Source organism: Nocardia thailandica NBRC 100428, assembly GCF_000308795.1.
In the GTDB taxonomy this organism is placed as follows: Bacteria; Actinomycetota; Actinomycetes; order Mycobacteriales; family Mycobacteriaceae; genus Nocardia; species Nocardia thailandica.
This window is the reverse complement of sequence record NZ_BAGK01000092.1, coordinates 1-25,998: the sequence shown is the minus strand read 5'-3', so window position 1 is coordinate 25,998 and position 25,998 is coordinate 1. Positions and strand designations below refer to the sequence as shown.

The 25,998-nt window shown below is 72.9% G+C and carries 27 protein-coding genes and 1 pseudogene; 13 read left to right on the top strand and 15 right to left on the bottom strand.

Features of this window, described 5'->3' with window-relative positions; all coding sequences use genetic code 11:
- Positions 1-310 (top strand): annotated as a pseudogene (locus tag ON36_RS09610) (helix-turn-helix domain-containing protein); the annotation flags it as partial.
- Here the strand turns inward: ON36_RS09610 and ON36_RS09605 are convergent.
- The 3 genes from ON36_RS09605 to ON36_RS09595 form a co-directional block, all read right to left on the bottom strand.
- Complete coding sequence (locus ON36_RS09605) at positions 247-1,185, bottom strand: alpha/beta fold hydrolase (RefSeq protein ID WP_157224826.1); 939 nt, start codon at positions 1,183-1,185, stop codon at positions 247-249. The pseudogene ON36_RS09610 and the gene ON36_RS09605 overlap by 64 nt on opposite strands.
- 144 nt (positions 1,186-1,329) lie before the next feature.
- Positions 1,330-1,737 carry a hypothetical protein gene (locus tag ON36_RS32670; protein WP_052313811.1) on the bottom strand — a complete coding sequence of 136 codons (408 nt, stop codon included), beginning with the start codon at positions 1,735-1,737 and terminating at the stop codon, positions 1,330-1,332.
- A 114-nt stretch (positions 1,738-1,851) separates the two neighbouring features.
- Positions 1,852-2,322 (bottom strand): CinA family protein, encoded by a 471-nt coding sequence (locus ON36_RS09595; protein ID WP_043650569.1) that lies wholly within the window; start codon positions 2,320-2,322, stop codon positions 1,852-1,854.
- Between the two features lie 163 nt (positions 2,323-2,485).
- On the opposite strand from ON36_RS09595, the gene ON36_RS09590 reads away from it, so the two are divergent.
- A complete protein-coding gene (locus ON36_RS09590) occupies positions 2,486-3,040 on the top strand; it encodes a type 1 glutamine amidotransferase domain-containing protein (protein ID WP_043650558.1) in 555 nt (184 codons plus the stop codon).
- Here ON36_RS09590 and ON36_RS09585 read toward each other — a convergent pair.
- A complete protein-coding gene (locus ON36_RS09585) occupies positions 3,037-3,846 on the bottom strand; it encodes a SigB/SigF/SigG family RNA polymerase sigma factor (RefSeq protein ID WP_043650557.1) in 810 nt (269 codons plus the stop codon). The two genes, ON36_RS09590 and ON36_RS09585, sit on opposite strands and share 4 nt — an antisense overlap.
- Positions 3,847-4,478: 632 nt before the next feature.
- Entirely contained in the window at positions 4,479-5,039 is a 561-nt protein-coding gene (locus tag ON36_RS32665) for an STAS domain-containing protein (protein ID WP_157224825.1), read from the bottom strand.
- A 277-nt stretch (positions 5,040-5,316) separates the two neighbouring features.
- Between ON36_RS32665 and ON36_RS09575 the strand changes: the two genes are divergently transcribed.
- The 3 genes from ON36_RS09575 to ON36_RS09565 all read left to right on the top strand — a co-directional run bounded on the left by ON36_RS09575 (position 5,317) and on the right by ON36_RS09565 (position 8,019).
- Complete coding sequence (locus tag ON36_RS09575) at positions 5,317-6,261, top strand: helix-turn-helix transcriptional regulator (protein WP_043650555.1); 945 nt, start codon at positions 5,317-5,319, stop codon at positions 6,259-6,261.
- Positions 6,262-6,437: 176 nt separating this feature from the next.
- Positions 6,438-7,205, top strand: coding sequence for a DUF2382 domain-containing protein (locus tag ON36_RS09570; RefSeq protein WP_043650553.1), 768 nt, complete (start codon positions 6,438-6,440; stop codon positions 7,203-7,205).
- A 187-nt stretch (positions 7,206-7,392) separates the two neighbouring features.
- Positions 7,393-8,019, top strand: coding sequence for a TetR/AcrR family transcriptional regulator (locus ON36_RS09565; protein WP_043650551.1), 627 nt, complete (start codon positions 7,393-7,395; stop codon positions 8,017-8,019).
- On the opposite strand, the gene ON36_RS09560 is transcribed toward ON36_RS09565, so the two are convergent.
- Positions 7,995-8,483: a DUF420 domain-containing protein gene (locus tag ON36_RS09560; protein WP_043650549.1), complete on the bottom strand. Its 489-nt coding sequence runs from the start codon at positions 8,481-8,483 to the stop codon at positions 7,995-7,997. The two genes, ON36_RS09565 and ON36_RS09560, sit on opposite strands and share 25 nt — an antisense overlap.
- A 243-nt stretch (positions 8,484-8,726) precedes the next feature.
- Here ON36_RS09560 and ON36_RS09555 point away from each other — a divergent pair, with 243 nt between their 5' ends.
- The gene (locus tag ON36_RS09555) at positions 8,727-9,761 is read left to right on the top strand and encodes an ATP-grasp domain-containing protein (RefSeq protein WP_083885025.1); all 1,035 of its coding nucleotides are present in this window, start codon (positions 8,727-8,729) and stop codon (positions 9,759-9,761) included.
- Positions 9,762-9,814: 53 nt separating this feature from the next.
- Here ON36_RS09555 and ON36_RS09550 read toward each other — a convergent pair whose 3' ends face one another.
- Positions 9,815-10,507, bottom strand: a complete 693-nt coding sequence (locus ON36_RS09550) for an SGNH/GDSL hydrolase family protein (protein WP_043650547.1) — start codon at positions 10,505-10,507, stop codon at positions 9,815-9,817.
- Positions 10,508-10,511: 4 nt separating this feature from the next.
- Positions 10,512-11,933, bottom strand: a complete 1,422-nt coding sequence (locus ON36_RS09545) for an MFS transporter (protein WP_043650545.1) — start codon at positions 11,931-11,933, stop codon at positions 10,512-10,514.
- A 98-nt stretch (positions 11,934-12,031) separates the two neighbouring features.
- On the opposite strand from ON36_RS09545, the gene ON36_RS09540 reads away from it, so the two are divergent.
- Positions 12,032-12,643 (top strand): TetR/AcrR family transcriptional regulator, encoded by a 612-nt coding sequence (locus ON36_RS09540; protein WP_043650566.1) that lies wholly within the window; start codon positions 12,032-12,034, stop codon positions 12,641-12,643.
- A gap of 24 nt (positions 12,644-12,667) precedes the next feature.
- On the opposite strand, the gene ON36_RS09535 is transcribed toward ON36_RS09540, so the two are convergent.
- Both ON36_RS09535 and ON36_RS09530 read right to left on the bottom strand, forming a co-directional pair.
- On the bottom strand, positions 12,668-13,249 hold the full coding sequence (locus ON36_RS09535; protein WP_043650543.1) for a nitroreductase family protein: 582 nt from the start codon (positions 13,247-13,249) through the stop codon (positions 12,668-12,670).
- Between the two features lie 51 nt (positions 13,250-13,300).
- Positions 13,301-14,176, bottom strand: a complete 876-nt coding sequence (locus tag ON36_RS09530) for a LysR family transcriptional regulator (protein ID WP_043650541.1) — start codon at positions 14,174-14,176, stop codon at positions 13,301-13,303.
- Positions 14,177-14,255: 79 nt separating this feature from the next.
- Between ON36_RS09530 and ON36_RS09525 the strand changes: the two genes are divergently transcribed.
- Positions 14,256-14,915 carry an SDR family oxidoreductase gene (locus tag ON36_RS09525; protein WP_043650539.1) on the top strand — a complete coding sequence of 220 codons (660 nt, stop codon included), beginning with the start codon at positions 14,256-14,258 and terminating at the stop codon, positions 14,913-14,915.
- 47 nt (positions 14,916-14,962) lie between these two features.
- Entirely contained in the window at positions 14,963-16,618 is a 1,656-nt protein-coding gene (locus tag ON36_RS09520) for a bifunctional 3'-5' exonuclease/DNA polymerase (RefSeq protein ID WP_043650537.1), read from the top strand.
- A 6-nt stretch (positions 16,619-16,624) separates the two neighbouring features.
- Here ON36_RS09520 and ON36_RS09515 read toward each other — a convergent pair whose 3' ends face one another.
- On the bottom strand, positions 16,625-16,852 hold the full coding sequence (locus ON36_RS09515) for a hypothetical protein (protein WP_043650535.1): 228 nt from the start codon (positions 16,850-16,852) through the stop codon (positions 16,625-16,627).
- A gap of 272 nt (positions 16,853-17,124) precedes the next feature.
- On the opposite strand from ON36_RS09515, the gene ON36_RS09510 reads away from it, so the two are divergent.
- Positions 17,125-17,859, top strand: coding sequence for a class I SAM-dependent methyltransferase (locus tag ON36_RS09510; protein WP_043650533.1), 735 nt, complete (start codon positions 17,125-17,127; stop codon positions 17,857-17,859).
- A 57-nt stretch (positions 17,860-17,916) separates the two neighbouring features.
- Here the strand turns inward: ON36_RS09510 and ON36_RS09505 are convergent, their stop codons facing one another.
- Positions 17,917-19,164, bottom strand: coding sequence for a GGDEF domain-containing protein (locus ON36_RS09505; RefSeq protein ID WP_052313808.1), 1,248 nt, complete (start codon positions 19,162-19,164; stop codon positions 17,917-17,919).
- A 177-nt stretch (positions 19,165-19,341) separates the two neighbouring features.
- Positions 19,342-20,034: a TetR/AcrR family transcriptional regulator gene (locus ON36_RS09500; protein ID WP_052313807.1), complete on the bottom strand. Its 693-nt coding sequence runs from the start codon at positions 20,032-20,034 to the stop codon at positions 19,342-19,344.
- 184 nt (positions 20,035-20,218) lie between these two features.
- Between ON36_RS09500 and ON36_RS09495 the strand changes: the two genes are divergently transcribed.
- A complete protein-coding gene (locus ON36_RS09495; protein WP_043650531.1) occupies positions 20,219-20,704 on the top strand; it encodes a nitroreductase family deazaflavin-dependent oxidoreductase in 486 nt (161 codons plus the stop codon).
- A gap of 1 nt (position 20,705) precedes the next feature.
- On the opposite strand, the gene ON36_RS09490 is transcribed toward ON36_RS09495, so the two are convergent.
- The gene (locus ON36_RS09490) at positions 20,706-21,542 is read right to left on the bottom strand and encodes a helix-turn-helix transcriptional regulator (RefSeq protein ID WP_043650529.1); all 837 of its coding nucleotides are present in this window, start codon (positions 21,540-21,542) and stop codon (positions 20,706-20,708) included.
- A gap of 180 nt (positions 21,543-21,722) precedes the next feature.
- On the opposite strand from ON36_RS09490, the gene ON36_RS09485 reads away from it, so the two are divergent.
- A complete protein-coding gene (locus ON36_RS09485; protein ID WP_043650563.1) occupies positions 21,723-22,613 on the top strand; it encodes an NmrA/HSCARG family protein in 891 nt (296 codons plus the stop codon).
- Between the two features lie 16 nt (positions 22,614-22,629).
- Here ON36_RS09485 and ON36_RS09480 read toward each other — a convergent pair whose 3' ends face one another.
- Complete coding sequence (locus ON36_RS09480) at positions 22,630-22,905, bottom strand: hypothetical protein (RefSeq protein ID WP_043650526.1); 276 nt, start codon at positions 22,903-22,905, stop codon at positions 22,630-22,632.
- Between the two features lie 370 nt (positions 22,906-23,275).
- Between ON36_RS09480 and ON36_RS09475 the strand changes: the two genes are divergently transcribed.
- Entirely contained in the window at positions 23,276-25,618 is a 2,343-nt protein-coding gene (locus ON36_RS09475) for an ATP-binding cassette domain-containing protein (protein ID WP_043650523.1), read from the top strand.
- Positions 25,619-25,998: the final 380 nt, after the last annotated feature.

Here is a 25,998-nt window from a genome sequence, read left to right as displayed (position 1 = left end):
CGCTGGCCGCGCGGTGCGACGACGCGACAACCCCGCGGTGCTCGGCGCCGCCCGGCCCCTGCCGATCACCGAGCGCGAGCGCGAGATCGCGGCGCTCATCGCCCGCGGCCTGTCGAATCGGGCCATCGCCGAACGGCTCTGCGTCTCGGTGCGCACCGTCGAGGGCCACATCTACCGGGCCTGCATCAAACTCGACGTCGGCGACCGCGAACAGCTCGCGGAACTGATCTGCGGGCCGGGCGCGGATCAGCCGCCGCGCAGCACCTCGGCGCCCGGTGCCGCGGCGACGGTCCCCGCGGCGTCCGGGTAGAGCGCGGGGGTTCGGGAGCCGTCGACGGCGTCGTCGGTCCAGCCGAGCGCCAGCGTTCGCACCGTCGCGACCGCGGTGGCCGCGGGGACGCCGCACAGCAGTTCCCCGAGCGCGTCGGAGCTGGCCCCCTCGGCGTCGGTGTGCGCGCCCTCGGGCAGGCGCAGACCGAGGAACGGCCGGTGCAGGCCGGAACGGACGGCGTCGGTGCCGGTGCCGAAGGAGTTGCACGGCGAGGGCGGGGCGGCCACCTCGAGCAGCGGCAGGGCGGTGGTGTCGATCCCGGCCACCGCCCGGCCGAGGTTGTCGCCGAGGAACGACTTCACCGGGTCGAGCAGGATCACCGCGCGCAGCCGCGCCCAGGTCGCGGGGCTCGTGACGCGCAGGTCCTCGGCCACTACGGCGACGGCCTCGGCGCCCGCGGAGTGACCGAGGAACACCAGGTCGGCCGGGAGCGGGGGCGCGCTGCGCCCGGCCCGGTGCGCGGCCGCGGCCAGGCTCGCCGCCAGCGCCTCCGACGTGCCGAAGAGTTCGGCGACCTGGTGGAGGAAGCCCGTGTTGTCGCCCAGGTTCTGCAGGGTGCACCCCGACGGATTCACGAACGGCAGATCGGGGGTGAAGACCAGATACCCGCGGTCGGCCAGCGCGCCCGCCAGGTCGGCGACGTTGCCGGAGGCGCGGGCGAACCCGTGCTGCACCCAGACCAGCGCCCGCGGCGCGCCGGCGGGCAGGTACCAGCGCGCGTCCTGGGTGAGAGCCGTGTCGGCGCAGGCGATCTCGACGCTGCCCGGCAGGCCGGTTCCGGCGTGCGCGGCGGGTGCCGCGGCGAGGAGGAGCGCCGCGGCGAGGGCGGCGACGAGGGGAGTGCGAACGTTCACGGCCTGCTCCGGCACGGGGACGGGAAGGTTCGCGGAACACCGTGCCGCTGTCGGCCGCGTCGCGCGTCGCGGTGGAGCGGCGTCGCGCGTAGGGCAACAGTACTGCCGCCGTGGTGGACGGGGCGGCGTTTCCGGCGGTGCCGGTCAGTATCCGGCCAGGCCGGAGGCGAGATCGGCGGTACCGAGCGCGCCGACGACCTCGCCCCTGATCTCGGGGCACTTCTCGGCGGTGACGGTGTCGATGACCTCGCGATGGTTCGCCACCGCCAGGTTGACCGCGCCGTGGCGCAGGGCCCAGCTGTGCACGGTGCCGTTGAACCCGACCTTGGCCGCCGTGGTGTCCTGGGTCTGCCAGGTGCCGACGTCGTCGCGCAGCATGTCGCAGAGGGCGATGGTGGCGTCGGGCCCGATGATCGGGGCCTCGGTGGGGCCGGGGTCGCGGCCGGGGCCCTGTGGGTCGGTGGTCGTGCCGCAGGCGAGCAGGCTCGTGGCGGCGAGCGCGGCGAGCAGGCAGGCGCGGGCGGGACGGGGCAGGGACGGGGTGCGGATCACGGGGCATCTCCTCGGCGGTCGCGTCGGGCGGTCTCCCTGTCGGCATGCCCCGGTCCCCGGGCGCGAAACAGCGGAAAGGTGTTGTGCCGGTGTGACTTCCGTAGGGGATGACGGTCAGCTCGTGGCGGCGGGTTGCTTCCGCAGGCCGGCGAACGCCAGGTCGAGGGCGCAGGAGATGGCCTGGTCGAGCACCTGTTCCGGCGGGCCGGCGAAGTCGTTGTGCACCGCCCACTCCGCCACGGGGGTGGAGACGGCGCACCACACCGAGCCCGCGGGTTCCCCGTCCTGCGCGCCGGGTCCGCCCACTCCGGTGGTCGCGACGGCGACGTCGGCGCCGGTCAGGGCCCGGACGCCGTCGGCCATGGCGCGCGCGGCGATCTCGGAGACCACCGGCACATCCGGCACGCCGAGCACCTCCCGCTTGACCTGCGCCGAGTACGCGACGACCCCGCCGCGGAACCACTCGGCCGAATCGGGTGCCGCGCTGAGCGCCGCCGCGAGATTCCCGCCGGTGAGCGACTCGGCCACCGCGACGGTCAGACCGTGCTCTCGCGCGAACTCGGCGATCTCGGACGGGGTGGTCATGGTGTGCTCCTCGAAGTCGGTGACGATGCGCTGGAGCAATACCCAGGATTCGGCGGATTCCCCGGTGGCCGCGCGAGCGGCGCCTGTTTCGCCCGCTCCGTCGCGGGCACCCGGCCGAGGGCGGGGGAGAGCAACGGACGAAGCGCTACGAAAGGAGCCGATCATGGCCCAGCAGTCACTGGCGGGAACCCGGGTGGCCATCCTGGCCGCCGACGGCGTCGAACAGGTCGAACTCGTGCAGCCGCGCACCGCGGTGGAGGACGCGGGCGCGACGACGACGCTGCTCTCGCTGCGATCCGGGAAGATCCAGGCGATGAACAACGACGTGGAAGCGGGTGACACCTTCGAGGTCGACCGGGTCGTCGGCGACTGCGCCCCCGAGGACTTCGACGCGCTGCTGCTGCCCGGCGGCACCACCAATCCGGACAAGCTGCGTCAGGACCCGGCGGCGGTGTCCTTCGTGCGCGGCTTCGTCGAATCGGGTAGGCCGGTCGGGGTCATCTGCCACGGGCCCTGGACGCTGGTGGAGGCCGACGTGGTGCGCGGACGCACCCTGACCTCGTATCCGAGCGTGCGCACCGACATCCGCAACGCAGGCGGTCACGTGGTCGACGAGGAGGTCGTCACCGATCGCGGCCTGGTGTCGAGCCGCGACCCCGACGACCTGCCCGCCTTCTGCGAGACGATCGTGCGGGAGTTCGCCGCGGCCGGGCGCTAGGCGACGCCGCGCTCGTCGAGCGCCTGATCGTGCAGCCGGCCGAGCAGCCGCGTGAGCTTGCGCGAGACGCTCATCTGTGAGACACCGAGACGCGCGGCGATGTCGGACTGGGTCAGCGACTCGTAGTAGCGCCAGATCAGCAGATTGCGCTCCTCCTCGGTGAGGCGCTCGAGCAGCGGGGCGACGGTGAGGATCTGCTCGGCCAGTTCGAAGCGCGGGTCCTCACCGCCGATCGAATCGGCGATCGTGGTCGTGCTGTCGTCCCCGCCGCCGAGCAGCGGGGTGTCGATGCTGCGGGTGCTGTGGGCGTCGGCGGCCGCGAGCGCCCGGGTGACGTCGGTGACGTCGACCTCGAGTTCGGCGGCCAGCTCGTAGGCGGTGGGGGACCGGTCCAGCCTGCGGGTGAGCTCCTCGGTGGCCGGCCGGATCCGGGCGTGCAGTTCCTTGTCGCTGCGCGGCACGTGCAGGGCCCATGTGCGGTCGCGGAAGTGGCGGCGCACCTCGCCCATGACGGTGGGGACGGCGAAGCTGAGGAACGGGGCGCCCTGGGTGACGTCGAACCGGTCGACGGCGACGACCAGGCCGAGGCGGGCGGTCTGCACCAGGTCGTCGAAGGTCTCCCCGCGCCCGGCGTAGCGCTGGGCGATGTGCTCTGCCAGCGGCAGGCAGATCTCGATGATCCGCGCGCGCAGAGCCGCGTGCTCGTCGCCTGCCGGATCGGTCAGTGACCAGCGGGCGAACAGTCCTTCCACGTTCTCGTATGTCCAGTCCTGCTCGCCGAGGGTGGTGGCGGTGTTCGGTGACATCGGATCAGCTCCTGGCCTTCGAGGGTTGTCTCCGGTGGTGGGCCTCACTGACTACGGGGTATCCCCCTCGTCCGGCCGGTAAACCGGGGCGGAAGGTGTTGGGGGAGAGCCGGGTACGGTCAGAGCGGAAGTAGCCGGGCGTGCGGCGGGTCACAGGACGGCGTTTGCCGGGAATGTGCCCGTCGCCGTCCCCGCCGCGCACCCCGGTGGCGCGCCGCGACGTGTGGGAACGTGGGAAGGCGGCCCGATACCGCGGGGCGCGTCGGTGGCGGTGATCGTTTCCGGCCGGACGACGCGGGTAGCTCCGTGGTGTGGAGCGGGTCCGGGCGGGTACGGGTGACGGGAGGCAGGCGATGGCCGACGAGGTTGTTGGGTCGATGGCGGCCCGGCGCGCCCGCACGACCCGGGTGGTGGTGGAGGTGACCGCCGAGGTCAGCCAGCTGATGATGATGCGGTCGCTGACCGACACCGTGAGCCTCATCGCGGGTCTGTCGCTCGACCGTGCGGCCGAGATCCGGGTGGTCGTGGACGAGGTCGCGACGAGCCTCATGCGCGCCGCGATCCCCGGGACCGATCTGCGGTGCGAGTTCGATGCCGACGCCCATCGCCTGCGGGTGCACGTCCGCTCCCGCTCAGCTGTCCGCGACCCGATAGACGAGTCCGGCTTCGCCTGGCACGTGATCAAGGCGACCACCGATCTGCTCGAGGTGCGCGGGGCGCCGGTCGCGGACCCGGACGGGGGCTACGACGTCGAGGTGGTCTTCGAGCAACGCCGTACGTCCCGCTGAACACCGGTCGCCCGCGCGGTGTCCGGCGGCCAGTGCGGCGCGCAGGTTCCGGTGGACGGACAGCCGCTCGGTGAGACCGGTGATGTCGAGGATGCGGCGGGTCGTGGCGGCCGATCGGCCCTCGGTCAGGGCCAGGGTGATCGCGCGGCGCTCCAGGCCCGTGGCGAGTTCGGCCAGGTCGGCGATGGACCGCGCGGACAGGAACGAGACCTCGTCGAGGTCGATGACGAGGTGGCCGCCGTCCTCGGTCGCGGCCGCGGCGCGGCCCAGCAGCGACCGCCAGTGCGGCAGCGTATAGGCGTCGACCTCGCCGCAGGCGCGCAGGACCACGGTTCGCCCGGCCGCCTCGACCGTGGCGTCGAATCGCCGCAGCACATCGGCGGGTACATCGGAGGTGCTCGTCACGGCGGACTCGATTCGACAGCTCCGGCGTGCCGGATGACACGGCCGGGGTCCTGGTTGTTCAAGATCGACCGGCGCGTTCATTCCAGCACGCGACCGCGTGCCCGCTCCACTCGGTGGCCCGGCTCGCGTGCCGCTCTTCGCGAAAAGTCCGGACGGAGGCGTCCGGACTTCGCATTTCGTACTGTCGGCCGCCGTCGCCGTCGTTCCGCCCGGTCGGCGCCGCTCCGCTATTCGGGCGGGTAACGTGGGAACGTCGGGCCGTCGAGAGGAGGGTGCTGTGCGTAACCTGGCGTTCGACAGCGGAGACCTCGGCGCGACCGAGGAATTCCTCAACAGCGCCTACACGCGTATGCAGATCGGCAACAGCGGGCCGAGGGAGGTCCGCACCCGCATCCGCCGCGAGCATCTGGGACCGGTGAGTTTCGACCGGATCGATCTGGGCTTCGACATGGCCTACGATGCGGACCCGCTCGGTCGGGTATGCCTGGTGAACGTGCATTCCGGCCGGATCGAGGAGAACTATCACGACGGTGAACCCGACGTGTTCACCCCGGGCCAGACCGGGCTGCTCACCCCGCACGACCTGCCGTACTCGGGCACGATCCGCACCAGCCGCTACGACATCATCATGTTCGAGCCCGAGATCCTGGACCGCGTGGCGGCGAGTGCCGGTGGCGGGCCCGTGCGGTTGAGCGGGCACCGGCCGCTCTCCCCGGCCGCCGGGCAGCGCCTGCGCCACGTCATCGGGCACCTCCAGCAGATCGCCGCCGATCCCGAGGCCGCGGCGTGTCCCCTGACCGCCGCGACCGCCACGGACTACCTGGCCGCGACCGTGCTCGCCACGATGCCGACCGACGCGCGCCGCGAGCCGAACTGGATCGATCGCAACGACGCGCATCCCGAGACCGTCCGCCGCGCCGTCGCCTTCCTCGAGTCCCACCTGGGCGAGCCGATCGCCGTCACCGACATCGCCGCGGCGGCTTTCGTGACGCCCCGCGCGCTACAGCTGGCCTTCCGCAGGCACCTGGGCACCACGCCGCGCGAATACCTCCAGCGGGCCCGCCTGGCCGCCGCCCACGAGCAGCTCCGCGCCGCCGAACCCGGCGACGGGCAGACCGTCTCGGCGATCGCCCACCGGTGGGGTTTCACCCATCCCGGCCGCTTCGCCACCGCCTACCGGCGTCATTACGGCCGCCCTCCCGGGGAGACCCTGCGCGACTGAGCCGATCTCCTGACGATCGGCGCCGGGGGTGTTTGCCCCCGCGGCACCCGGGTAGTTGCCGACATGTAGCCGGGCATCGGCCGTCGAGCCGAACGAGCACCGCTACTGATCACGACAACCCCCGGTGACGGCACAGTGTTTCCGCGTGCCGCCGCCGACGACAGGTAGGAGGGATCATGAGCAAGACCACACTGGACGCGCTGATCGGCGCGACCGCCTACGACGCGCGCGCGGAGAAGATCGGCAAGGTCAAGCAGATCTACATCGACAACGACACCGGCGAGGCGACCTGGGCGGCGGTGTCCACCGGGCTGTTCAAGTCCGACTCGCTGGTGCCGTTGGCCGGCGCCTCCCACGACGCCGACCGCGACGTCCTGCAGGTGCGGGTGGACAAGAAACAGGTCGAGTCGGCGCCGCACCGCGACGACGACCGCGGCATCAGCGCCCGGTCCGAACAGGAGCTGCTCGCGCACTACCACCTCGCGCCGCGTCAGCCCGGCCGCAATACCGCTGGGCGACAGGACATCCGGCCCGGCGAGGACGAGCCGCTGACCTACGGCAACCGCGACGACGCCTCGGTGGTCCGCTCCGAGGAGCAGCTGCGGGTCGGGACCGAGAGCGAGGAAGCCGGGACCGCCCGTCTCCGCAAGTACGTCGTGGAGGAGGAGCAGTCGATCCGGGTGCCGACCACCCACGAGGAGGTCCGCGTGGAGCGCGAACCCATCCGCGCGGACGACACCGGGACGGCGCCCCGCATCGGCGAGGAGGAGCGCGAGGTGACCCTGCACGCCGACCGCGTCACCGTCGACAAGGAATCGGTCCCGGTCGAACGGGTCCGGCTCGCCGTCGACGAGGTCGCCGATGAGCAGACCGTCACCGACACCGTCCGCAAGGAGCGCGTGGAAACCGAAGGGATACAGGACGATCGCCGCGACCGCTCCTGAGCGAGTCCGGTCCGTCCGCTGAGCGTGGGCCGGTCACCTCCGGGTGACCGGCCCACGGCCGTGCCCGGCCGCGGCGGACGGTGCCGTGGGGCTCGTGCTCTCGGCCCGCCGGGGCGCCGGTGCCGTGATCCCGCCCGGAATGGGAGACTGTCGGGGTCGGAGCAGTGCGCAGTGGGGAGGAGGCCGGGTGCCCAAGATCGCGGCCGCCACCGTCGCCGAGCACCACGCGGCGCAGCGTCGCGCGCTGCTCGACGCCGCCCGTGCCGTGCTGGCCACCGGGCAGATCCCGACGCTCACCGAGATCGCCGCGCGGACCGGCCTGGCCCGGCCGAGCGCCTACCAGTACTTCCGCTCCCGCGACGACCTGCTGCTGGCCGTCTTCGAGGACGCGTTCCCGCGCTGGTCGGCGCGGACCGCGCAGCGCATGGGCGCCGCCCGCGACCCCGCCGCCCGCGTCCTGGCCTACGCGGCGGCCAACATCGACCTCGTCGAGGAGGGTGAGCACGCCGTCGCCCGCGCGCTGGCGACGGTCCTGCCGGGCGAGGCGCTCGCCGAGCGGGCGAGGGACCTGCACCAACGGCTGGAGACGCCGCTGGTCGCCGCGCTCGAGGAACTCGGCGCGCCGGATCCGGAGGCGACCGCCGGGCTGGTCAACGCCGTCGTGCACGCCGCGGCGGGCATGGTCGAGTCCGGCGCCGACCCGGCCGCGGTCCGCGCCCGGGTCGAGGAACTCCTCGGCCCCTATCTCGGGCAGCGGCTGCGCGCCGCGCGGCGCGGGCACGCGGCGGTTCAGGCCACGAACGCCAGGCCGTAGAACACCCAGCTGGTCACCGCCGTCAGCGTCATGCCGATCGCGGCGATCGGTGCCCAGCGGCGGTGCCAGGCGCTGTGCGCGCCCGGTGCCGGCGGCGAGCCGAAGCCGCGCGCCGCCCGCACGATCACCACCGGCCACAGCAGCACCGAGAAGACGGCGCACCCCAGGTGCACGGCGAGCGCGCACCACACCACCGCCGACGCGGTACCGCCCGCCACGCCCGCGGCCCGCTCCTGCCAGCCGTTGAGGCGCACGTCCAGCTCGAACAGCACCACCGCCGCGAGCAGGCCGAGCGCCAGCGCGATCTGGACGCGACGATGCAGACCGAACCGCCGCCGCGCTCTGGCCGTGTAGACACTCCAGGCCAGCACGGCGACCACCGCCGCCATCACCAGCACCATGGTGTCCATCGCCCACGAGGCCCTCGTGCCGAGAAACCCGTCGACTCCGGGGAAATCGCTCATCGCCGGTGCCTCCACCTTCCTGCGGACATTTTGCCGACGCTGCGTCGGCAAGATCCGCGGATCGAGACTGTAGCAGGGCCTCGCTCGCGCGCTGCGCGGGCGGGTGACGTGCGGACTCACGCTCGACATGTGCGCGACACCGAACCGGGATAAGGTCCGGGTCTCTACGGGAACAGGAAGGGAGCGGTTGCCATAACGCTTCGGGTTTGGCTCAGCAGTGCGGGCGCGGCAACTGTCCAGGTCATGCGGTTGCTACGCGAGAATCCCGACGGGGTCGACGTCGTCGTGTTCGCCAGCAACGTGGACCCCGGCGCGGCCGCCCTGTCGGTGTGCGACGTGGCGGCGGTCGAACCGCGCTACGCGGGCGACGAGGAGTACGCGCGGTTCGCGCTCGACTTCTGCCGCACGCACCGGATCGACGTCCTCATCCCGCCCCGGCGCCTGGCCGCCCTCGCGGGCCGCGCCGCGGACTTCGCCGCGATCGGGACGAGTCTCATGTGCTCGCCGCTCGCGGCGGTGACGGCGCTGACGAGCAAGGTGCGCACCTACGAGATCGCCGGTGCGGCAGGGATTCCGGTGCCGCCGTGGCGGGAGGTCACCGACGCCGAGGGGTTCCACGCGGCGGTCGCGGAACTCTCGTCCGGCGGGGAGACGCTGTGTATCAAGCCGAGCGGGGAGTACTCGGCCTTCGGGTTCCGCATCCTCGACGACCGGCCGTTCACCCTCGCGAGCCTGCGGGTGGCGCCGCGGCCGGTCGCCTCGGTGGAGGCCGTCGCGGGCGCCCTGCGGCGGGCGGCGGACGAGGGCGAGGCGGTGCCGCCGTTGCTCGTCATGCCGTTCCTCGACGACCCCGAGATCAGCATCGACTGCCTCTCGGCGCCCGGCGGCGACCTGCTGGTCGGCATCCCGCGCGCCAAACAGGGCCGCTTCCGGACCCTGCTCGACGACCCGGGCGTGGTCGACATCGCGCGCCGGCTGGTCGGGCATTTCGAGCTGGCCTACCTGACCAACGTCCAATTGCGGTATCGCGGTGGGCAACCCGTGCTGCTCGAGGCCAACCCGCGACCCTCCGCCGGACTGTTCCACACCGCCTTCGCCGGGGTGAATCTGCCCTGGGCGGCGGTGCGGCTGCTGCTGGAGCGGGACGCGGGGCTGCGCTGCCCGCCCCGGCTGGGCGCGCGGCTCGCCGTGGCCGAGGCGGTCATGGAGGTGACGCCGGGCCACGCCGATCCGAGCCCCGTCGGTCTGCGGCGCAGCGCGGATCTGATCCCGGGCTGACCCGGTCCGGGCGGACCGACCACGAGCCGTGCTCGTGATCGGTCGCCGGGCACTCAGCCGCGGCCGAGCCGCCTGCCGAGGGAGCGGATCACCTCCGTGGCGACCACCGCGTGGCCGCTGGTGGTGAAGTGGATGAGGTCGGCGCTCATCAGTGTCGGCCGGGTGCGGACCGGGTGGTCCCAGAACTCGGTGAGCACGGCGTCGTACTCGGCGGCGACGGCGCGGATGACCTCGTTCATGGTGGCCATGCGCTCGCGCATCGGCCGCATCGGCGCCATGCGCTCGACCTCCCACACGTCGGCGACGGTGAAGGTCATGAGCTGCGCGCCGGTCGCGGCCAGCGCCGTGAACATCGCGGACAGGTTGTCGCGCAGGCGGTCCGGGTCGCCCCCCGCCTCGAACAGGTCGTTGCCGCCGCAGCCGACATGCACCAGGTCCGGGGCGAAATCCAGGATGCCGGGCAGCTGGTGCGTCCTGACCTGGGTGCTGGTCGCGCCGACACGGGCCACGTTGCGGTACTCCGTGGCGGGGCTCGTTGCCGAGAGCGTCGCGGCGACGCGGTCCGCCCAGCCGGTGGCGGCGTAGCCCGGACTCGGGTCGCCGGTGCCCGCCGCGATCGAATCGCCCAGGACCGCGAAGCGGCGCCACGGGGCGTCGGCGAGCAGGGCGACGGCCTGCTCGCGGGGCAGCAGCAGCGGATCGTCCGCCTCGGTGAACAACGCGGAAAGTGGTGTGGGGAAACACATCTCGTCACTCCTCGCGAGGGCGGACGGTGGTGGCCGGGAGGGGAAGGGCGAGCAGGACGGCGACCGCGAGGCCGACCGCCGCGCCCACCGCGAACACGAGGTGGAAGGCGTGGATCGGGTCGTCGGGCACGGCGGTGAAGACCGCGGCCAGGATCGCGACGCCGAGCGCGCCGCCCACCTGTCGGGCGGTCGTCGTCATTCCGACGCCGGCCGCGAACTGGCGTGGCGGCACCGAACTCGCCGCCGCCGTGCCGAAAACGGTGACCACGATGCCGATGCCGCCGCCGCCGAGCAGGCCGGCGGGCACCCACGCCGACCACAGCGCGGGGTCGGGCCCGAACGCGCCGGTGCTCATCCAAGCCAGCGACGCGGTGTACATCAGCGCGCCGAGAACACCGACCCGGCGCTGGGCACCGGCTGTGGTGATCCGGCCGACGAGCACCGCGGTCACCATGGACGCCGCGGCCCCCACCGTGAGCGCGGCCGCCGAACCGAGGACCGAATATCCCCACACGGTGTCGAGGAACAGCGGCCCGGCCAGCAGCCAGGCGAACATGCTCGCCCCGAACAGGAACGACCCGGCGTTGGCGAGGGCGAATCCGCGGTCGCGCCAGAGTGATACGGCCACCGCGGGCGCGGGATGGCGACGCGACCGCGCCAGCGCGAAGCCGACGAGCGCGCCGCCGCCGCCCAGCGCGAGCAGGGTGCCCGGCGCCGTCCAGCCCCAGCTCTGGCCCTCGGTGACCGCGGCGACCACGGCGCCGAGACCCACCGCGACGGCGAGGATGCCCAGCGGATCGGGCAGGGCGGTCGCCCGCCGTGGGTCGTCGGTGGCGGGCAGGCGCAGGCCGGGCACGATGAGCGCGATCGCCACCGGCACGTTGACCAGGAACACCGAGCGCCAGCCCAGCGTCTCCACCAGCGCGCCGCCGATCGCGGGCCCGATCACGGCGGCGAAGCCGCCCGCGGCCGTCCATGCGCCCATGGCCGCACCGATCTTCTCGCGGGGCGTGGCCGCGAGGACCAGGCCGAGGGCGGCGGGGACCATGAAAGCGGCGGTCATGCCCTGCAGGACGCGCCCGGCGATCAGCCAGCCCGCGCCCGGCGCCAGTCCGCACAGCAGCGAGGTCGCCGCGAAACCGGCCAGGGCCAGCGCGAACAACTGCTTGCGGCCCACGACGTCGGCGAGCCGTCCGGCCGGGGTGAGCAGGGCGGCGAAGGCGATCGCATAGCCGCTGACGATCCAGGTCAGGGTGCCGGTGGCGGTGCCGGGGTAGGCGGCGGCGATGGTCGGGAAGGCGATGTTGACCACGGACAGGTCGAGGAAGGCGATGAACGCCGCGCCCGAGGCGATGGCCAGGGTGCGGCCCGCGGCGCCTGTGGTGGTGCCGGGCGGATCTTCGGGGCGGGCGGAGAGGTCGGTCATGGGAAACCCTCGGGGAAGAAAAAGAACGTACGATCGGTCGTACATAAACGTACGACCGATCGTTCACTTCGACAAGGGGTGGTGGGAGAATGGTCTCCATGACCCAGCTGACCGAGCCCGGTGACCAGCGACTGGCCAAGGGCGCGCGTGCCAGGGCGACCATCGCCCGGCGCGCCGCCGAACTCGCCTCCGTCGAGGGGCTCGACGGCATCAGCATCGGCATGCTGGCGACCGACCTCGGGATCAGCAAGAGCGGCATCGTCACGCTCTTCGGCACCAAGGAGGCGCTCCAGCTGGCGGCGGTGCAGACCGCCCGCGAGGTGTTCATCGAACGGGTGATCGCCCCGAGCCTGCGCGAACCGCGCGGGGGCGACCGCATCCGGGCCCTGGTCGAACGCTGGTTCGCCCATATCGAGGACCCCCCGTTCCCCGGCGGGTGTTTCCGGGTCGCGACCCTCGTGGAGTTCAGCAGCAAGCACGGCGCGGTCCGCGACGCCGTGGTGGCCGATCACGACGCGTGGCTGGCCTTGCTCACCGCCGAGATCGTCAAGGCGCAGGAACTGGGCGAGTTCGACGGCGTCGACCCCGCGCAGCTGGTCTTCGAGCTGAACGCGGTGGTCAGCGCGGCCAACGTCGCGCGTCAGCTCGGCGACGGGGCCCGCGTCGACGCCGCCCGCGCCATCGCGGCGCGTCTGGTCGCTCCGCGCTGATCAGGTACGCGATCCTGTTCGCGCTCAGCGGTTTCCGGGCGCAGGGGCGTCGGCGACGGTCCACAGGACCTCGTCCAGGGGGCGCCGGTCACGGCTCGTGCTCGCCCCGCTCACCTCGCCGGGCGCGTGGGCGGGCAGCCCGACGGCGGCCAGGGTGGCGATCTCCCAGTGGCCCGGCACGGCGAACTCGCGGTGCAGGCCGTCCCGATCGAAGGCGCGGAACTGATGGACCTGCAGGCCGAGGTCGTGGGCCTGCACCGTCAGGTGCGCGACGGCCTGCCCGAGGTCGTAGTCGGCGAACTCGGAATACGCGAAATCGCCATCCTCGACGCGCCGCTGCACCAGGTTCGCCACCAGCAGGCTCGCGTCGGGCGCCCACGCGCCCGAGCTGCGGGCCAGGTGGCGCACCATCCGCCGGTGCACCGCGTCGTCCCGCGCGCCGGCCACGAAGGCCCACGGTTGCGAGTTGCCCGCCGAGGGCGCCCGGCGCGCCGCCTCGATCAGGCTGACGATCTCCGCCGGCGCGATCACGTGATCGCGCCGGAAGCGGGCGGGGCTGAAGCGGCCGGCGACGAACGGGTGCAGCGTGGGGGCCTGGGTGGTCACACGGAAGGCAACCGCGGCCGCTGACCCGGGATTCCCGGCCCGGGCCGCCGCTCACCGCCCGCCCGGGACGCCGCGGCCGATCACCGCGTCGGCGAAGTCGCGCACGACCGGATCGCCGGTGGCGCCGAACAGGCAGACCAGATCGCGGAACAGGCGGGGCCGCAACGGTTTCGAGTCGAATGCCGGATCGAGGGCGGTCGCCGGGACGACCGCGACGCCCAGCCCCGCCTCGGCGAGGCGGGCCGCCGTGGTCGCCTGGCGTGTCCGCACGACGGGGCGGAGCGCCACGTCGTGCCGGGCGGCTTCGGCGTCGAGCCAGCCTGCCAGCCCGTTGTCGCGGTGGTAGTGCACGACGGGGTGGTCGGCCAGGTCCGCGAAGGACAGATCTGCCCGGTCGACCAGCGGGTGCCGGTCGGGTACGACCGCCCGGATCTCCTCCGCGCCGACCGTGTCGCTCCTGCCGGGCCAGCGGGTCGGGCGCGGACCGACGGCGAGGTCGGCTACGCCGGAGTCCACCAGTTCGGCCAGGCGGTCCGCGCTGGCGGCCTCGGTGAGTGAGACCCGCAGCAGCGGCACGCGACGCAGATGTTCCCGCAGTACGGGGGCGAGCAGGGGCGCGGTGAGGCTCTCCGCGCAGGCGAGCCGCAGTTCCCCGCCGCCGCCCCGGGCGACCGCGCGTCCGCGGCCGACCACCCGATCGGCGGCGGCCAGCGCCGTGCGGGCGTCCTCGGCGATCGCCCGGCCGACCACCGTGGCCCGCACGCCCCGCGGCAGCCGTTCCACCACCGGCGCGCCGATCTCCCGCTCGAGCGCGGCCAGCTGATGCGACAGCGCGGGCTGCGACATGTGCAGCGCGGCCGCTCCCTCGGTGACGGACCCGGTGTCCAGCACCGCGACCAGACATTCGAGAGCGCGCAACGTCGGCATTCGGGAATTCTATGTCAGAGCACGAAAACATTCATGACGCGAGGGGATTACCAACGGAGGCCACGACGCTGACAGCGGCATGACAACACAACGGGAACAGAAGAAGATGATCATCGTCGGCGCCGGGTCCGGAATCGGCCGCGCGCTGGCCACGCTCGCCGAACAGCACGAGATGCGGGTGGATACGGTCGGCAGGCCGGAGGTGGACCTCGCCGACGAGACGACCCTCGCCGCCCTGGCCGAACGCGTCGGCGAGCTCGACTACCTCGTCACCGTGGCGGCCGATCCCGCCAATGGGCCCGTCACCGAACTGGACCGCGCGGCCGTCCATCGCGCCTTCGACGCCAAGGTCATCGGCCCGGCGCTGCTCGCCAAGCACTTCGCCGGCCGGTTCCGGCCCGGGGGCGCGATGCTGCTGTTCTCCGGCGTCGCCGCCTGGCGTCCCGTGCCCGGACGGACGATCATGGCCGCCACCAACGCCGCGGCCGCCACCCTGGCCGAGGCGCTCGCGGTCGAACTCGCGCCCGTCCGGGTGAACGCGGTCTCGCCGGGCATCGTCGACTCCGGCGCGTGGAGCGCGGAGGCGCGCGGGCAGCTGTTCCCCGCGACCGCAGCGCGGAACCCGGCCCGGCGCGTCGGCACACCCGACGACATCGCCTCGGCCGCGATGCTGGCCCTGACCAACCCGTACCTCACCGGCACGACCCTGCACGTCGACGGGGGAGGTCGCCTCGTCTGAGGCGCGCCCGCGCCCGCCTGTCGGACCCCGGTGACAGACTTCCGCCCATGCGATGGGCGGTGACCGAGACCGGTGACGGCGGCGCCCGCCTCTGCCCGCTCGGTCCCGACGGGCGGCCGGCGGGCCCCGTCGTCGACGCGCCCTCGCCGGCCGAGGCGATCCGGTCGCGGCCGCACGTGCAGCGCTGGGTCTGGCGCTCCACCGCGGGCATCTACCGCACCCTGCTCGCGGCGGGCGTCCGGGTGGAGCGATGCTACGACGTCGAGGCCGCCGAGGCGCTGCTCATCGGTCACGAGGAGGGGCAGTCCGGGCAGCCGTGTTCGCTGGCCGCGGCGTGGGCACGCCTGCACGGGCTGCCCGTGCCGCCGGACCCGCCGCCGCGTGCCGCCGAGACCCAGCCCTCGCTCTTCGAATCCGGCCCCGTGCCCCTCCCGCCCGGGACGGACGAGTTCGACGCGCTGCTCGCGGTCTACGCCGGGCAGGTGGACCGGACCGCGCGGACCCGGCACCCCGACCGGATGCGGCTGCTGCTGGCCGCGGAATCGGCGGGCATGCTGGTCGCCGCCGAGATGCACCGGTTCGGGATCCCGTGGCGGACCGACATCCACCGTGCCCTCCTCGACGACATGCTGGGCGAGCGCTTCCCGGGCGGCGCCGAGCCGCGCCGCATGGCGGAGCTGGCCGAGGAGGTGTCGCGCGCCTTCGGGACGCGCGTGCGGCCCGACCTGCCCCAGGACATCGTCAAGGCGTTCGCCCGGGCCGGTGTCGCGCTCACGTCCACGCGGCGCTGGGAACTGGCGCGCGTCGATCACCCGGCGGTGGCGCCGCTGCTGGCCTACAAGTCGCTCTACCGCGTGCACACCGCGCACGGCTGGTCCTGGCTCGACCAGTGGGTGCACGGCGGCCGCTTCCGCCCCGAATACCTGCCCGGCGGAACGGTCTCCGGGCGCTGGACCACCAACGGCGGTGGCGCCCTGCAGATCCCGAAGCTCATCCGCCGCGCGGTCTGCGCCGATCCCGGGTGGTCGCTGGTCGTGGCCGACGCCGCTCAGATGGAGCCGCGGATCCTGGCCGCGATCTCCCGCGACCCGGGCCTGATGGAGGTCGCGGGTAGAGGCAACGACCTCTATGCCGACCTGGCGGCCCGCGGTTTCGGCGGCGACCGCGCCCAGGCCAAGCTCGCCCTGCTCGGCGCGATCTACGGCCAGACCTCCGGCGACGCGCTCACCCACATGGCCGCGCTGCGCCGCCGCTATCCCGCCGCGGTCGCCTACGTCGACGACGCCGCGCACGCCGGCGAGGAGGGCCGTCTCGTGCGCACCTGGCTCGGCCGCACCTGCCCGCCGGTCCCCGGCGCCGACGCCGGCCCCGCCGGGGACATCGCCGGCTTCGCGGGCACCCCGGCGGCCCGCGCCCGCGGCCGTTTCACCCGCAACTTCGTGGTCCAGGGCAGCGCGGCGGACTGGGCGCTGCTGATGCTGGCGGGCGTGCGGCACGCGATCGCGCGGGCGGGGCTGCGCGCCGAACTGGTGTTCTTCCAGCACGACGAAGTGATCGTGCACTGCCCCGCGGACGAGGCCGCGACCGTGGTGGACGCGATCGCCACCGCCGCCGAGGAGGCGGGACGCATCGCCTTCGGGTCGACGCCGGTGCGCTTCCCGTTCACGACCGCGGTCGTCGGCTCCTACGGGGACGCCAAATGAGGCCCGTCACCGGTAGTGGATTACCGCGATCGAACTCGTCGGGATCTTCAGCTTCACCGTCTCCTCCGTCGTGGCGGAGAGCGCCTCGATGACGGCGAGGCTGGCCCCGCCGATGTCGGCGAAGGTCAGATCGGCGAACCGGATCCCCGCCGAGGAGATCACCACGCCCGCGATCTCCTCGGGCATCCCGCCCCGCGCGTTGTCGGTCAGAAAGACGGTCCCGATCGTCGCCATGCCCGCCAGGCTAAGGCCGTGACCCGCCCTGGGCGGCGATCCCACCGGTCCGGCGCGTCGTGGTTCGGCGCGTCGCGGCCGGGTATCCGGTCGGTGGGTCGGGGCCGAGCTGTCGAGGAGATGAGCGGCGATGATGACCTGCGAACAGATCATGGCCATGGTGCGCAACTGGTGGAACCAGATGTTCCCGGGGATGCCCATGATGATGTGACCGGAACCGCGCTGCGACAATTCGGTTGTCGACGAGTTCCGTCACCACCAGCATGGCGTGTATGGACGAGACCTGGGGAGCCGAGGCCGCACGCGTGTACGACACCCCGGGCACGGGGATGTTCGCGCCCGATCTGCTGGATGCCACGACCGATTTCCTCGCCGAGCTGGCGGGTGCCGGCCGCGCACTCGAATTCGCGGTGGGCACCGGCCGAGTCGCGATCCCGTTGGCCGGGCGCGGCGTGCCGGTGACCGGCATCGAGCTGGCGCCCGCCATGGTCGATCGGTTGCGCGACAAGGCCGACGAACTCACCGTGCCGGTCGTTCTGGGTGATATGACCGAGATCCGCGTCCAGGGGACGTTCACCCTGGTCTACCTCGTCTACAACACCATCTCCAACGTGCTCACTCAGGACGCGCAGATCGCCTGCTTCCGCAACGCGGCACGGCATCTCGCCCCCGGCGGCCACTTCGTCGTCGAGCTCTGGGTGCCCGACCTGCGTGCCCTGCCGCCCGGCCGCGAAGCCGTGGTGTGGCGCGCCGACGCCGACCATCTCGGCCTCGACACCTACGACGTGGTCGACCAACTGGTCGTCTCCCACCACGTCCGCACCGATGCCCGCGGAACGACCACCCTCGCCCGCAGCACCCACCGTTATGTCTGGCCCGCCGAACTGGATCTGATGGCCCGGCTGGCCGGTCTCACCCCGTGTGCCCGCTACGCCGACTGGTCACGGGCACCGTTCACGGCCGACTCGGCCTCCCATGTGTCGGTGTATCGCGCGCCGGACCGGTGAGACGCCACCGAGTACGGAGTTTCCCTGGAGTCGGGGTGACTGCGACCTTCGGGCGGATCAGTCCCCGTCGAGGACGAGCGCGCCGCCCTCGGTGCGCAGCGCCCAGTGGTTCTTGCCCAGAGCCTTGGCGCGGTACAGGCATTCGTCGGCGTCGGCCAGCAGTTCCGGAACGCTCGTGCCCGCCAGGGGCGTGACGGTGGCGCCGATGCTGATCGTGATGGAGATCGGCCGGTCGACGGCACCGAAGGGTTCGACGACGGCCTCGCGCAGCAGGCCGACCGTCGCGCGGGCCGTGTCGATGGCCGTCGGCGGGAGGACGACGATGAACTCGTCGCCGCCGATGCGGGCCAGCAGCGTCTCCTCGCCGTCGAGGACCCTGCGCAGCCGGGCGGCCAGCTCGGCGAGAATCCGGTCCCCGGCGGTGTGGCCGTGGGTGTCGTTGATGGCCTTGAAGTCGTCGACGTCGAGGGCGAGGACGGCGACTCGCTGTCCCGGCTCGGCCGCGGTGACCAGCGTGTGCAGGTCGGCGTGCAGGCGGCGGCGGTTGGCGAGTCCGGTCAGCGGGTCGTGGTGCGCCTGCCAGCGCAGCCGTTCGGTGACGGCGTGCTGCTCGGTCAGGTCCTGGCCGAAGCCGAGTAGATAGGTCCGCTCGCCGTTGTTCGACAGGCACTGGGTCACCGTCCACGCCACCCAGCTCGACCCGCCGTCGGGATGCGGCTGTGGGCCTTCGAAGCGCACCGTGCCCGAATCGGTGGCCGCCAGGTGCTCGAAGATCCGGCGGCGTTCCACGTCGGCGGCGTCCTCGGCCAGCTCGAAACCGTCCAGGCCGCGCAGCTGCTCGAGCGGGCGGCCCATGAGTCGTTCGAAGGCGGGGTTGGCGTCGATGATGCGGCCCTGCGCGTCGCCGATGGAGATGGCCACCGAGGCGTGCCGGAACGCGACCTCGAACCCGTCGGCCGCCGGGGGTGGCAGCGGCGCGGAGGCGCTCGCCCGCCCGATCCCGAATCCGAAGCGGGAGGCGACGCAGGTCAGCACGTCCGGCGCCGCGCCCGCCTCGGCGCATATCGCGCGCAGGGTCGGCAGCGAGACCTCGACCGCCTCGGGCGTGTGGAAACCGAGCCCGGCTACCGCGCTACCGAGGTTCTCGGCGGCGGCCGGATCCCAGGCCGGATTCGTCAGCGCGGTGAGCAGGGTGCCCAGCAGATGCTCCAGCGCGTCGGCGAGCCGGGCGGGTGGGGGCGGGGTCGTGGTCACCTCGGCCAGACGGGTCGCCCATTCCGCGGCGAATCGTCGTGCGGGCAGCATCGGTCACCTCCTGAACACCCCTTCTTCACATCCAAACAGAAGCATCCGGAATTCGGGGTGACACGGCGATGATGGCGCCGTCCGTGGGCCGGGAATCCGTGCGAAGGCGTGCGCGAGGCCCTTTCCCGCAGGGGAATGGAAGTTCAGGCCACCCGGTGCCACCTGCGCGGTTGCGGCTCAACGCGGGCCGGAGGCCGATTCCGGCGCATTCGGCGCGGAATTGTCGAATATCGCGCGCGGCCCGGTGTCTGCGGAAACGAGGGAATCGCTCGTACCGAGTGCGCGGACGGCCGGCGCGACCCAGGTCCGCAGATATTCCCGCACCGCCGCGCCGTCGCGCGCCGTCCTGCCGGGGTCGAGGACGAACGACCCGACCATCCGCAGCATGTGCTCGACCAGGTCGTCGAGCCGGCCGCCGGTGATGCCCGCGGCCGCCCAGTCGACGGCGGTGCGTTCCAGGATGCCGCGCCCGAGAACCAGCGCCGCGTCGGAGGTCATCCCCGCGGACAGCGCGCTGCCCCGGCCGGGCGTCAGCAGCGGACCGAGATGCCGGTCGTCGGGGAGGGTCTCGAGAGCGTGGGCGATGCCCTCGACCACCGCCTCGGCCGGATCGGTGATCGCGCCGAGGTGCTCTGCCAGAGCATCGAGGAATCGCCCGGTCTCGGCCAGCGCGGTGGCCGCGAGGAGCGCGTCGGCGTTGGGGAAGTAGCGATAGACGGTCTGGCGGGTGACGCCGAGCTCCCGGGCGATCTCGGCCATGCTGCACGCGGCGCCGGAGCGTTCGACGACGGCCCGGGTCGCCGCCAGTATGCGCTCGACGGCCTCGCTGTCGGTCGCGGGAACCGTGCCCGACCACCCGTGCCTGCGCATCGGTCCTCCCTCGGAGACGGCCCCGTTCCGTCGTGGACGGTCAACGGGTTCTCGCAATACAGACCATACAGTGTTGCACATCTGTATGGTCTGGATCGGAGCGCGCGAAAGACAGCCCTCGATGCCCGACCGGACCCGGCACCCCGGGAAGACCGAGGGCGTCGCCCGCAGACGAGGAACACCGATGACCCAGCCACCCCGGCCCGCCCAGCTCGATTCACCCCTGCTGCCGAAGCTCTTCAAATACGCGGGCCGAGCCCACGTCCGCCTCTACCGCCTGACCGGCGGCCGGGTCGGCGGCACGTGGCGGATCGGGGCCGGCTGGCGCAAGCCCGTGCCGACGCTGCTGCTCGAACACCGCGGCCGCAAGTCCGGAGCCGCCTACACGACCCCGCTGCTGTACCTCGAGGACGGCGCGGACGTCGTGATCGTCGCGTCCCAGGGCGGCCTGCCGAAACACCCCCAGTGGTACGGCAATCTGCGCGCCGCGCCCGACACCCACATCCAGGTCGGCCGGAACCGCCGGGCCGTGCGCGCGGAGGTCGCCGACCCCGCCCAGCGCGCCCGGCTCTGGCCGCTCCTGGTCGACCTCTACGCCGATTTCGACACCTACCAGTCCTGGACGGACCGCGAGATCCCGGTCGTCGTCCTGCGTCCGCGCGAGTCCTGATTCACCCGTCGCCCTCGGGCAGGTGGGCGCGGATGCGTTCGAGATCCTCGTCGCCCGCCGGTCGCTGGACGACGAGAAGCAGGTCCGGGTGCTCGACCAGCCGCAGCTGGAACAGCTCGAGGTCGATCCGGCCGGCCGTCGGGTGATCGATGCCGATGACGGCCGGCCGGAAATCCCGGACCGGATACTCCGACCACCAGGCGCGGAATTCCGGGCTGGCGGCGCCCAATTCGTCCGCCAGCCGGGTCAGGCGCGGATCGCCCGGCCGGTTGCCGAGGAGCACCCGGAACTGGCTGAGGATCGCCCGCGCGGCCGCCTCCCACTCCCGCATCATGGCGCGGTTGCGGTCGTCGGTGAACATCCACCACAGCAGGTTCCGGCGGCCGGGGGCGAGGGCGGCGGGGTCGGTGCGGACCCAGGCGAACGCGCGGTTCCAGGCGATGAAGTCCAGGCACGCGTCGTGCACGACGGCGGGGGTGGGGTGCAAGGTGTCCACCAATCTCTGCACGCGCGCCGGCTCGGGCAGGTCCGCGTGCCCCGGCGGGTCCGCGAGCCCGGCCAGACGCCGCAACTGCCGGTGCTGTGTCGCGTCCAGGCGCAACGCGCGCGCCAGCGCGTCGAGTACCTGCGGACTCGCCGCGATCCTGCGGCCCTGCTCGAGCCAGGTGTACCAGGTGAGGCTCACCCCCGCGAGCTCGGCGACCTCCTCGCGGCGGAGTCCCGAGGTGCGCCTGCGGCCCGGCAGGAGATCGCCGGGCAGCCCGACGTCGGCGGGCCGCAGCCGCGACCGGTGAACTTTGAGGAACTCGGCCAGTTCCGCGCGGGATGGGTCGGTCATCGGGGCCCCTGGGTCGTGTCGTGGCGGCACGGATGCCGGACGAGGGTTCTCAGCACGTCTTGTCGGCGAACACCACTGTTCTGGGTAGCAGTATTCGTACCAGGACCGGCTCGGTCCGGCTACGTAGCGTCGGACGTGCCGGTGATGGACCGCATCACCGCCGAGCAGGGAGCAAATACCATGAGCAGCAACGTATCCGCGCCGATTCTGGTCATCGGCGCCACCGGCCGGCAGGGGAGCGCGACCGTTGCTCACCTGCTCGCGCGGGGGTGTCCGGTCCGTGCCTTCGTCCGCGATCCGCAGTCGGTGGCCGCGCGGCGGCTGGCGGCGGCCGGCGCCGAGCTGGTCACCGGCGACCTCGACGACGAGGCGGCGGTGAAGTCCGCGCTGGACGGTGCCCATGGAGTATTCCTGATGCTGACGATGATGGAAGGCGTGCACATCACCGAGGCCGGGCTGGCCGCGGAGAAGCGGCGCGGCGAGCGGGTGATCGACGCCGCCCGCGCGGCCGGGGTCGACCATCTCGTCTACAGCTCGCTGCGCGGCGCCGGCCTCCGGACGAACGTCACCTACTACAAGGTGAAGGAGCATCTCGAGGCATACCTCGCCGACAGCGGGGTTCCGGCCACCGTGCTGCGGCCCGCGTTCTTCATGGACAACTTCGACACGCTCAACCGGCCCGCCCTCGACGACGACGGCACCTTGGTCGTGAATCTGGCGGTGCGGGAGGACATCCCGCTGTCGCTGATCGCGGTGACCGACATCGGCGCCTTCGCGGCGATCGCCTTCACCCGGCCGGACGACTACCGCGGCGCGACGGTGTCCCTGGCGGGGGACCGGCTCACGCCGCCGCAGATCGCCGCGGCCTTCGGCGCGGTGACCGGCAGGTCCGCGCGGAGCAACCGGATCCCGATCCAGGCCGTGCGGGCCTTCGACGAGCACGTCGCGGAGATGTTCGAACAGTTCGACGCCGCACCCGACCTCGGCATCGACATCGGCGAACTCCGGCGGGCCCATCCCGAACTGCTGGACTTCCCGGGGTGGCTGGCGCGCAGCGGGTGGCGCCGCTGAGGTCGAGCGCGACCCGTCACTCGTCCTGGCCGGGATCGATCGGCAGGATCGACAGCCGGATGACGGTCCAGGACGCGAGCGCGGTGGAGAACAGGACGTGCACGAGGTAGAGCCCGCTGACCAGGACGATCCCGTACCGGGTCATCCAGCTGCCCAGGGGGATGAGCGCGACGACGTCGACGCCGAGCATCAACAGGGACAGCAACAGCAGGGGCGCGGTCGACGGCGACGTGCCGGTGTCGTCCTCGGTCGCGGGGTGCGTGACGACCGGGGGTTCGGTATCGAGGGGCATGGCGTCCTGACAGTGGATTCAAGGGGGAGGGGTCGGGCGACTCGTCGACCCGTCACAAGTTCGGGGCCGGGGGAGGGCGCGGATCGGTCGCCGAAGTGAAAACTTGAACTACCGCAAATATGTGGCAACGTTTGCTGACGACGAGGTGAACGAGTGACCGGAGGGTCCAGCCTCGGTCAGGGGCGTGTTGTCGCCGCCGGTGCACGGCCGTCCGGGTTTGCCCACGGGCGAACCGGATCTCCGGCAAACGCTCGCCGTGGATATCCGGAGGCGATCCCCATCCCGGTCGTCGCCTGCGGCGTCGGGGCGGTGGCCCGGTGTAGCGTCACAGGGGCGTGGCCAGGTCCGATCGGGAACGGAAGGAGACGCGGTGGATTCGTCGGTGCGGGTCCGCGGTGCCCGGGTCCACAACCTGCGCGACGTCGCGGTGACGGTGCCGCGCGACGCGCTGGTCGCGTTCACCGGGGTCTCCGGGTCCGGCAAGTCGTCGCTGGCCTTCGGCACCCTCTACGCCGAATCCCAGCGCCGCTACCTCGAATCGGTCGCCCCCTACGCGCGGCGCCTGCTGCACCAGGTCGACGCGCCCGACGTCGACGTCGTCACCGGGATGCCGCCCTCGGTCGCGCTGTCGCAGCGCCGCTCGGTGCCCTCGTCCCGATCGACCGTCGGCACCGTCACCGCGGTCTCCAACTCGCTGCGCATGCTGATGTCGCGCGAGGGCCACTATCCGGCAGGCGCCGCGATGCTGTACTCGGACTCGTTCTCCCCGAACACCGTCGAGGGGGCGTGCCCGCGCTGCCACGGGCAGGGCGTCGTGCACGAGGCGTCGGAAGCCTCGATGGTGCCCGACCCCGCGCTCAGCATCCGGGAGGGCGCGATCGCGTCCTGGCCTGGGGCGTGGCAGGGCAAGAACCTGCGCGACATCCTGGCGACCCTCGGCTACGACATCGACCGTCCGTGGCGGGAACTCCCCGAGCGGTCCCGCGCCTGGATCCTGTTCACCGACGAACAGCCGACGGTCACCGTCGAACCGCAGCGGGAGGCGGGCCGGATCCAGCGGCCCTACCAGGGCACCTACACGGCCGCGCGGCCCCTGGTGCTGCGCACCTTCGCCGAATCCCGCAGCGAGTCGGCGCGCGCCCGCGCGGCGCAGTTCCTCGACACCCGCACGTGCCCGCTGTGCCACGGCAGACGCCTCAAGCCCGAAGCGCTGGCGGTGACCTTCGCCGGCCGCGACATCACCGAACTCGCCCATCTCCCGCTGGCGGAACTCGCGGAAGTGTTGCGACCCTTCGCCTCCGGCGCGGGCGCCCTCGGCGTGCTCGCCCAGGACCTGACCGTGCGCCTGGACATCCTGACCGAACTGGGCCTCGGCTATCTCAGCGTCGACCGCGCCGCGCCGACCCTGTCGGCGGGGGAGTTCCAGCGCCTGCGGCTGGGCACCCAGCTGCACTCGGGCCTGTTCGGCGTGGTGTACGTACTCGACGAGCCGTCGGCCGGGCTGCACCCGGCCGACACGGTCGCCCTGATCCGCGTGCTCGACGGGCTGAAGGACTCCGGTAACAGCGTGTTCGTGGTCGAACACGATCTCGGGATCGTCGCGCGCGCCGACTGGATCGTCGACATCGGGCCCGGGGCGGGCACACACGGCGGGCGGGTCCTCTACAGCGGCCCGGTCGACGGGCTCGCGACGGTCGCCGAATCGGTCACCCGGCCTCACCTGTTCGGCGAGATCCGGCGGCCCGCGCGCGAACCACGCAGCCGCACGGGCACGCTCGCCCTGCGCGACGTCACCCGCAACAACGTCCGCGGACTCGACGCCGACCTCCCGCTCGGCGTGTTCACGGTCGTCACCGGGGTGTCGGGCGCGGGCAAGACGACGCTGCTGCACGCCGTGTCCGACGCCGCGGCCGCCGATCCGGCGGTGCACCGGGTCGTCGAGGTCGACCAGCAGCCGATCGGCCGCACCCCGCGCTCGAACGTGGCCACCTACACCGGGCTGTTCGACACCGTGCGGCGCCTGTTCGCAGCGACCGACGCCGCCCGCGCCCGCGGCTACACCGTGAGCCGGTTCTCCTTCAACGTGCGCGAGGGCCGGTGCCCGACCTGCCAGGGCGAGGGCTACGTCTCGGTGGAACTGCTGTTCCTGCCCACCACCTACACGCCGTGCCCGACCTGCCACGGCGCCCGCTACAACCCTGAAACCCTCGAGATCACCTTCCGCGACACCACCATCGCGCAGGTGCTGGACATGACCGTCGACCACGCCGCCGGCTTCCTCGCCGACATCCCCGCCGCCGCGCGCCCGCTGCGCACGCTGGCCGACGTCGGCCTCGGCTACCTCACCCTCGGCCAGCCCGCCACCGAACTCTCCGGCGGCGAGGCCCAGCGCGTCAAACTCGCCACCGAACTCCAGCGCACCCGCCGCGCGGGCGCCCTCTACCTGCTCGACGAACCGACGACGGGCCTGCACCCCGCCGACACCGACGTCCTCCTGCGCCAGCTCGACGCCCTGGTCGACGGCGGGGCGACCGTGATCGTGGCCGAACACGACATGACGGTCGCCGCCCGCGCCGACCACGTCATCGACCTCGGCCCGGGCGGCGGGGAAGCGGGCGGGCGCATCGTCGCGGCGGGGACGCCGGCACAGGTCGCCGCCGCGTCCGAGAGCCGGACCGCGCCGTATCTCCGTGCGAGGCTCACCGAGTCCTGAAGGGGGACAACGCCACCGGGTGCGGAGGCGCCGACTGTCGGGAGCCTGGTCCTTTCCGCTGTTCGATCCGGGTCGCTGGTCTCGGCCGGTGACGGTGCCAGAGGTCGCGGAGCACGCGGACCGTGGCCGGTGTCCCTCGACCAGATGCGGTCGCCGCGTTCCGACGGCGAGCTGCGATCCACTGTCGCATCCCACGGCTGCGCCTCCGACCGAATCGGCCAGGGGCAGAAGCGGCTCGGGCCCGCGGCAGGCGATCGGGGGGCCGGCCAGACGGGGGCGACCGCTGTCCGGCGGGCGCGGTGGCAGCCGCCAGCGCGGATCGAGCGTTGCTATCCGCCGGAGAGGGATTCGGTGCTCGGGGCCTTGGGGCCGGGGCGCTT